Origin of the sequence: Micromonospora phytophila, assembly GCF_023656545.1 — a bacterium.
GTDB classification, from domain to species: Bacteria; Actinomycetota; Actinomycetes; order Mycobacteriales; family Micromonosporaceae; genus Micromonospora; species Micromonospora phytophila.
Window position 1 is genome coordinate 1 of record NZ_JAMOKF010000284.1, and the last position, 7,257, is coordinate 7,257.

A 7,257-nucleotide genomic window follows, 5' to 3' on the forward strand; every position below is an offset into this window, starting at 1 on the left:
GGGGAGGGCTACGAGTGCCTGCTCACCGCCGACTACAGCCAGATCGAGATGCGGATCATGGCGCACCGTCGGCAGCGACGCGCTCGGCCCGGCCCCGGCCACCTGCCCCGGCGACCGCTGACCGCGCCGGCCGGCGGCACGACCTCGCCGGTCCGCCTCCCGCCAGGCACCGGAGAGCAGCCGTCCACGCCACAGTTCTTCCGCCGCCCGACGGTCGGTTCCCGGCACCCGGCTACCCTCGCGGGGAGGCACACGTCGCGTTGGTCGAGCGGAGGGAGGTCGCGTGGCCCGCAGTCGCAGGGTGACGATCAGCACCGACGCTCACGGTCACACCGCCGGTTGGGCGGAGACCGACCTGGCGTCCGTGGCTCCCCCGGAGCCCGATCCCACCGCGGCGGCCTTCTTCGACGTGGACAACACGATGATGCAGGGCGCGTCGATCTACTGGTTCGCCCGCGGACTCGCCGCCCGCAACTACTTCACCACCTCCGACCTGGCCCGCTTCGCCTGGCAGCAGCTGCGGTTCCGGCTGCTCGCCACCGAGCACGCCGGCGACATGTCACAGGCCAAGGAGGCCGCCCTCGCCTTCATCGAGGGCTGGCGGGTCAGCGACGTGGAACGCCTCGCCGAGGAGATCTTCGACGAGTTGATGGCACCCCGGATCTGGGGCGGCACCCGCCGGCTTGCGCAGCGCCACCTCGACACCGGCGAGCGGGTCTGGCTGGTCAGCGCCGCCCCGGTGGAGATCGGCCGGGTGATCGCCGCCCGGCTGGGCCTCACCGGCGCCATCGGCACGGTCGCCGAGATCGTCGACGGCGCGTACACCGGGCGGCTGGTCGGGGACCTGATGCACGGGCCGGCCAAGGCCGAGGCGGTCACCCAGCTCGCCACCGTCGAGGGACTGGACCTGACCCGGTGCGCGGCCTACAGCGACTCCGCCAACGACCTGCCGATGCTCTCCACGGTCGGGCGGGCCGTCGCGGTCAACCCGGACGGCACCCTGCTGCGGCAGGCCCGCCAGCTCGGCTGGGAGGTCCGGGACTTCCGCACCGGCCGGCGGGCGGCCAAGATCGCCGTACCCTCCACGGCGGCGGCCGGCCTGGTCGCCGGGGCAGTGACCGCCGGGATGGCGCTGCACCGCCGCCGTCGCGCCGACTGACTCCACCCGCCCGCCGGCCGGCACGTCGGGGAAGGTGCCGCTGCCGGCGCCCGGGAGGCGACATCTCCCCGCGAAAGCGCGCGGATCTCCGGGAAGTGCGGGGCGGAACGACCGTCGTCGCGTTCACCGGCGCCGGCGCGACCGTCGGCGGCAGGGCACGGGGCCGGTCAGGGGCCGAACGGGTCCGGGCGGCGTTCCAGCAGCTTGTGCAGGGTCTGCTGGATGGTCTCCCGCACCTGGTCGGCGAGGTTGAACACCACCAGCGGATCGTCGGCGGAGTCGGTGAGGTGCGCGGTGGGGATCGGCGGGCAGAACTCGATCAGCCACTTGCTCGGCAGCGGCACCATGCCCAGCGGCCCCAGCCAGGGAAAGGTCGGCGTGACCGGGAAGTAGGGCAGCTTGAGCAGCCGCGCCAGGGGCTTGATGTCGGCGAGCATCGGATAGGTCTCCTCGCCGCCGACGATGGCGACCGGCACGATCGGGGTGCCGGTGCGCAGCGCCGCCGAGACGAACCCGCCCCGGCCGAAGCGTTGCAGCTTGTAGCGCTCGGAGTAGAGCTTGCCGATGCCCTTGAAGCCCTCCGGGAAGACGCCGACCAGCTCACCGTTGCCGAGCAGCCGCTCGGCGTCCGGGTTGCAGGCGACCGTGCCGCCGGTCTTGCGGGCGATCTCGGAGACCACCGGCATCCGGAAGACCAGGTCCGCGCCGAGCAGCCGCAGGTAGCGGCGGGCCGGGTGCTGGTCGTGCAGGGCGGCCGAGAGGATCAGCGCGTCCAGCGCCACCGTGCCCGAGTGGTTGCCCACCACCAGGCCGGCACCGTCGGCGGGTACGTGCTCCAGGCCGGTGACCTCGGTGCGGAACCAGTCCCGGTAGAGCAGCCGCAGCAGCGGGTGGAAGACCGACTCGGTGATCTGCGGGTCGAAGCCGAACTCGTCCACCTCGTAGTCGCCGGAGAGCCGCCGGCGCAGGAACGCCAGGCCGCCGGCGACCTTTCGGTCCCAGTGGTCGCCCGGCCGGTCCGGCACCGCCGGCCCGTCGGGCACCGGCGCCCGCCCGGCCCCGCGCGGCGTCACCCCGGTCACCGTGGCGTTCGGCACGTCGGCGCCCACCGGCTCGTCCGTCGCGGCCGTGTCGGGCTCGTCGGCGGTCGCGGCGGGGCGGTGTCCGTTGGTCCGCGCCGGCCCCGCCCCCGGCGAGGCGACGCTCAGCGGTACGTCGTACCGGCGGTCGCGCTGCTCCTCGGGACCCGTCACGACCGCTCCCGCACGGCTGCCCGGACCTGCCGGATGCCCTCCAGGACGAGCTGCTCGGCGATCGCCAACTGGTTCCGGCTCACCACCACCCCGCCGTGGTGGGCGTGGATGAAGTCCTCGAACGCGGCGGCGGTGGAGCGGGGCGTGAAGCCGTACTCCTGCTCCAGCCGGGTGGTGTCGACGACCCGGCCGTGCACGAAGAGGTCGACCTGATCCAGGCCGTAGCGGCCGAAGCCGAGGTTTCGGGCGAGCGCGGCGGCCCCGGAGAGGCCGGGCTCCAGCACCGGCACGGCGACCCGGCCGGCCCGCCGGATCGCCTGGGACAGCGCCAGCACGCCGGGGCCGGCGACGTTGTAGGTGCCGGGGTGGTCCTCGACGATCGACCGGTGCAGCACCTCCAGCGCGTCGTCGAAGTGCAGGAACTGCAACCGGGGATCGCGGCCGAACACGGTGGGCACCAGCGGCTGGGAGAAGTAGCGGGTGAGGGTGGTGTCGGCGGTCGAGCCGATGAACGGCGCGAAGCGCAGCACGGTGGCGGTGACGTCCGGCCGGCGGCGACGGAACCCGCGGACGTAGCCCTCGATGTCGAGGATGTCACGGGCGAACCCGCCGCGCGGCACCTCGCGCGGCTCGGTCTCCTCGGTGAAGACGGCCGGGTCCCGGAACGACGCGCCGTACGCGGCGGTCGAGGAGCGGACCACGAGCTTGCGCAGCCGCGGCGCCCGCTGGCAGGCGGCGAGCAGCTGCATCGTGCCGATGACGTTCTGGTCCTTCATCGCCGACCGGCCGCCGTGCTGCGGGTCCGGGGAGCTGACCAGGGCGAGGTGGACCACGGCGTCGACGTCGAGGTCGGCGAGGAGGCCGCCGAGCGAGCCGACGTCGACCCGGACCCGCTCGACCCGGTCGAGCAGGTCGGTGAACTCGGCGCCCGGGTCCGGGGGGTCCACGCCGATGACCCGTTCGATCCGCGGATCGGCGGCGAGCCGGGCGGCGACGTGTGCGCCGAGGTAACGACTGACCCCGGTGACGACGACGACCCCCGGTGCACCTGGGGTGCCACCGGGGGTCATGTGTCGCACCTCCCTCGGCAGGCCGGATCGAGCCGGGACATCCACGGCCTGATCACCTGAGCCTCCGAGGGTCGACAGTTGGCAAGTGACGACGGGTGCCGGGCCGCAGCCCGGCCCCGGTCACTTGCCGAGACGGCGACGCTGGACGCGGGTCTTGCGCAGCAGCTTGCGGTGCTTCTTCTTAGCCATGCGCTTGCGGCGCTTCTTGACCACCGAGCCCATACGACAGCCTTTCGATGCAACGTGCGGGGCGGACCGGATGACACCACCCTCGGGCGGCGCCGGCGATCCTTGCGGACAACGGACCGGGCCAGCGGGGTAAGCGGCGGGGCGCACCTGCGGTCACGGTCGGGGTCCAGGGTAGCCGGAGAGCGTCAGCAGGACCAACGCGCCCCCGTCGATGCCCGTTACGTCGCACTCGGCGGGCCACCCGGGGGTGGCTCAGGCGGTTTCCTGAAAGGCGCCCCGCAGGTACTCGTGCACGGCGTGCTCGGGCACCCGGAAGGACCGGCCGACCCGGACCGCGGTGAGGTCACCGCTGTGCACCAGGCGGTAGACCGTCATCTTCGACACCCGCATGACCGTCGCCACCTCGGCGACGGTCAGGAACTTGACCTCCGACAGCCGACCGTCGGACTGCGACCCGGCCATGGCTCACCGACCCATCCCATGCCCGGCGCGTGCCACCGGACGGGATCCTCCCCGGCCGGACCGGCTACGCGCGTGTTACCAGTACCGTAGCGGGGCCGCTGTGACCGGCGCGATCCCTTCTTGCAACTGAACCCGAAATCGCCAACACGCAGGGCCGGCGGTCGGTGCCGCTATCCGACCTGGCGCGCCGGCCGTCCGCTTCGCCGCCCTCGCGGTCACTCCGCCCGCAGCGCGACCACCGGGTCGAGCCGGCCGGCCCGCTGCGCGGGAACCACCCCGAAGACGATCCCGACCGCGGCCGAGACCCCGAACGCGAGCGCCAGCGACCACCAGGTGATCGCCGCCGGGATCGGCGAGACCGCGTCCACCAGCAGGGCCGTGCCGACGCCCAGCGCCATCCCGGTCAGCCCGCCGATGGAGGTGAGCAGCACCGCCTCCAGCAGGAACTGCACGCCGATGTCCCGGGGCCGGGCGCCGACCGCCTTGCGCAGGCCGATCTCGCGGGTCCGCTCGCGCACCGACACGAGCATGATGTTGGAGACGCCGACGCCGCCGACCAGCAGGGAGATCCCCGCGATCGCGGCCAGCACGCCGGTGAGGATCCCCAGGATGTCCCCGAGCACGCCGAGGATCTGCTCCTGGGTGACCGCGCTGAACTCGGTGCCCGGGTGCCGGCGGGTCAGTTCGGCCACGATCCGGTCGCCCAGCTCGTCGATCCGCTCCCGGTCCGGCGCCTTCACCGCGATCCCGTCGATCCGCTGGGTGCCGTAGAGCCGCTGCGCGGCGGTCACCGGGACGTGCACCTCGTCGTCCCGGTCCACGCCGAGGCTCTGGCCGAGCGGGGCGAAGACGCCGATCACCCGGAACCGCACCCCGGCGACGGTGACCTGCTGACCGACCGGGTCCCGGTCGGGGAAGAGCGCGCGTGCCACCGAGGCGCCGAGTACCGCCACCCGGCGGCTGGTGTCCACGTCGGAGCCGGTCAGGTAGCGCCCCCGGGCCAGCTCGCGGGTGAACACCGACGGGGTGGTCTCCAGCACCCCCTGCACGGTGCTGAAGTCGGCCCGGGCGCCGGCCCGTACGGTGGCGCCGGAGGTGACCGTGACGGCGACCCGGTCGGGGTCACCGACGACCCGGGAGACCGCGTCCACGTCGTCCAGGGTCAGCGGCGAGACCGCCGGGGCGGCGCCCACGTCCAGCCGGCCGGGAACCACCAGCAGCAGGTTGGAGCCGAGCCCCTCGACCTGCTGCTCGACCTTCTGCTTGGTGCCGGTGCCGATGGACACCAGGATCACCACCGAGGCGACCCCGATGATCACCCCGAGCATGGTCAGCGCGCTGCGCAGCCGGTTGGCCCGGAGCGCGTCCAGCGCCACCCGCCAGGCCTCCGCCACCCTCACGGGCGGACCCCGCCCCGGTCGGCGTCGCCGTCGGCCGGACCGGCCGCCCGGACGGTGTGGACATCGGCGTCGGCGTCCGCGGTAGTGGCCGCCCGCTTGGCGTCGGCGTCCGCGTCGACGTCCCCGGGAGTGGTCGCCCGGTTGGCCTCGGCGTCGGCGAAAGTGCCCGGGCGCGGGTCGCGCCCCGCCTGCCCGGCGTCGGGCCCGGACGGGGAACCCGGGTGCGGAAGGCGCCCGGTGGCTCCGGCGGCGCCGCCGGAGCCACCGGGCGGGTGCCCCGGGCCGCTTCCGGACGCGGACCGGGGCTCCGCGCTGGGAGCGGGCACCAGTGTGTCAGGTCGCCCGGCGTCGCCGGACAGCGGTCGATCATGAGGCTGGCGGGCGGCGCCCGCGTCCCCGGCGGCGCTGTCGGAAACCACCACGCCGTCGCGCATCGCGATCCGCCGGCGGGCCCGGGCGGCCACCTCGTGATCGTGGGTGACCATCACCAGGGCCACCCCCGACTCGGTGTTGAGGCGTTCCAGCAGCTCCAGCACCGCCGCGCCGGTCACGCTGTCCAGGTTGCCCGTCGGCTCGTCGGCGAGCAGCACCGTCGGGTCCGTGACCAGCGCCCGGGCGATCGCCACCCGCTGCTGCTCGCCGCCGGAGAGCTGGTTGGGCCGATGGTCCAACCGGTGCCCGAGGCCCACCCGGCCGAGCATCGCGGCCGCCCGCTCGCGCCGCTGCCGGGCGCCGACGCCCCGGTAGACCAGGGGAAGCGCCACGTTGTCCACCGCGGAGGTACGCGGCAGCAGGTGGAACGCCTGGAAGACGAAGCCGATGGTCTCGTTGCGCAACGCGGCCAGCTCCGGGGCGGAGAGCCTCGCCACCTCCCGGCCGCCGATCACCAGCCGGCCCCCGGTCGGCCGGTCCAGCCCGCCGAGCAGGTGCATCAGGGTGGACTTGCCGGAACCGGAGGGCCCGACCAGCGCCACGTAGTCCCCCGGCGCGACGGTCAGCGACACCCCGCGCAGGGCGGGCACGGAGACCCCGTCGAGTTCGTACGTGCGGGACACGTCGACCGCCTCGATCGCCGCCGGCGACCCGGTCACCGGGCCGCTCCGGGCTCCCGTGGGCGGCAGGTCACCGCAGTTCCTGGCCGTCGCGGACCTGGTCGGCCCCGCGTACCACCACCCGGTCGCCGGCCTGCACGCCGCTGACGATCTGCACCAGGTCTTGGCCCTGCACGCCGACGCTGACCGGGACCCGCTCGGCCCTGCCCTCCCGGACCACCCAGACCGCGTCCCGCCCGTCGGCGGAGAAGACGGCCGAGGCGGGCACGGTCACCGCGTCGGCGGCCTCGCGGACCCGCAACCGCACCACGGCGTTCATGCCGGGACGCGGCGTGGGCGCCGGCTCCGCCTCACCGAGCCGGCCCGCGCCGAGCGAGAGCCGTACCCGGTAGCTGACCCCGCCCCGCGCCGAGGTGCTGGGCAGCACGTCCACCGAACGCACCGTCGCCTCGTACGTCGCCCCGGTCACCGCGTCCAACTCGACGGCGGCGGTGAGGCCCACCTTCACCAGCAGCACGTCGGTCTCGTCGACCTCGGCGAGCAGTCCCAGCTCGCCGGTGTCCACGATGGTCAGCACGGGAGTCCCGGCGGTGACCCGGCCACCGACCGGCACCGCGACGTCCACCCCGGGCGGCGGGCCGGCCGGCGCGGGGCCGAGCGCCGACGGGTCCA

Annotated in this window: 8 protein-coding genes and 1 pseudogene; 1 reads left to right on the forward strand and 8 read right to left on the reverse strand. The window is 74.6% G+C overall.

Annotated elements, in window-relative coordinates; translation table 11 throughout:
- Positions 1–228 (reverse strand): hypothetical protein (locus tag NCC78_RS24760; protein WP_250797386.1); only part of this gene is annotated, 228 nt, incomplete at its 3' end.
- Positions 229–283: 55 nt separating this feature from the next.
- Between NCC78_RS24760 and NCC78_RS24765 the strand changes: the two genes are divergently transcribed.
- Positions 284–1,159, forward strand: a complete 876-nt coding sequence (locus tag NCC78_RS24765; RefSeq protein WP_250797388.1) for an HAD family hydrolase — start codon at positions 284–286, stop codon at positions 1,157–1,159.
- 167 nt (positions 1,160–1,326) lie between these two features.
- On the opposite strand, the gene NCC78_RS24770 is transcribed toward NCC78_RS24765, so the two are convergent.
- The 7 genes and pseudogenes from NCC78_RS24770 to NCC78_RS24800 all read right to left on the reverse strand — a co-directional run.
- Positions 1,327–2,202, reverse strand: a complete 876-nt coding sequence (locus NCC78_RS24770; RefSeq protein WP_250797394.1) for a lysophospholipid acyltransferase family protein — start codon at positions 2,200–2,202, stop codon at positions 1,327–1,329.
- Between the two features lie 206 nt (positions 2,203–2,408).
- Positions 2,409–3,482, reverse strand: a complete 1,074-nt coding sequence (locus tag NCC78_RS24775; RefSeq protein WP_250797389.1) for an NAD-dependent epimerase/dehydratase family protein — start codon at positions 3,480–3,482, stop codon at positions 2,409–2,411.
- 120 nt (positions 3,483–3,602) lie between these two features.
- A complete protein-coding gene (locus NCC78_RS24780; protein WP_007465623.1) occupies positions 3,603–3,704 on the reverse strand; it encodes a 30S ribosomal protein bS22 in 102 nt (33 codons plus the stop codon).
- 219 nt (positions 3,705–3,923) lie between these two features.
- Positions 3,924–4,133 (reverse strand): helix-turn-helix domain-containing protein, encoded by a 210-nt coding sequence (locus NCC78_RS24785; RefSeq protein WP_250797390.1) that lies wholly within the window; start codon positions 4,131–4,133, stop codon positions 3,924–3,926.
- 215 nt (positions 4,134–4,348) lie between these two features.
- A complete protein-coding gene (locus tag NCC78_RS24790; RefSeq protein WP_250797392.1) occupies positions 4,349–5,533 on the reverse strand; it encodes an ABC transporter permease in 1,185 nt (394 codons plus the stop codon).
- Between the two features lie 221 nt (positions 5,534–5,754).
- Positions 5,755–6,624: pseudogene (locus tag NCC78_RS24795) on the reverse strand (ABC transporter ATP-binding protein); the annotation flags it as partial.
- 31 nt (positions 6,625–6,655) lie between these two features.
- Positions 6,656–7,257, reverse strand: a 602-nt coding sequence (locus NCC78_RS24800; protein WP_250797393.1) for an efflux RND transporter periplasmic adaptor subunit, incomplete at its 5' end; no start/stop codon positions are given.

Bases quoted from the DNA above. Each gene is read 5' to 3' on its own strand.
- NCC78_RS24775 (WP_250797389.1), bottom strand. From the start codon at position 3,482: ATGACCCCCGGTGGCACCCCAGGTGCACCGGGGGTCGTCGTCGTCACC.
- NCC78_RS24785 (WP_250797390.1), bottom strand. From the start codon at position 4,133: ATGGCCGGGTCGCAGTCCGACGGTCGGCTGTCGGAGGTCAAGTTCCTG.
- NCC78_RS24780 (WP_007465623.1), bottom strand. From the start codon at position 3,704: ATGGGCTCGGTGGTCAAGAAGCGCCGCAAGCGCATGGCTAAGAAGAAG.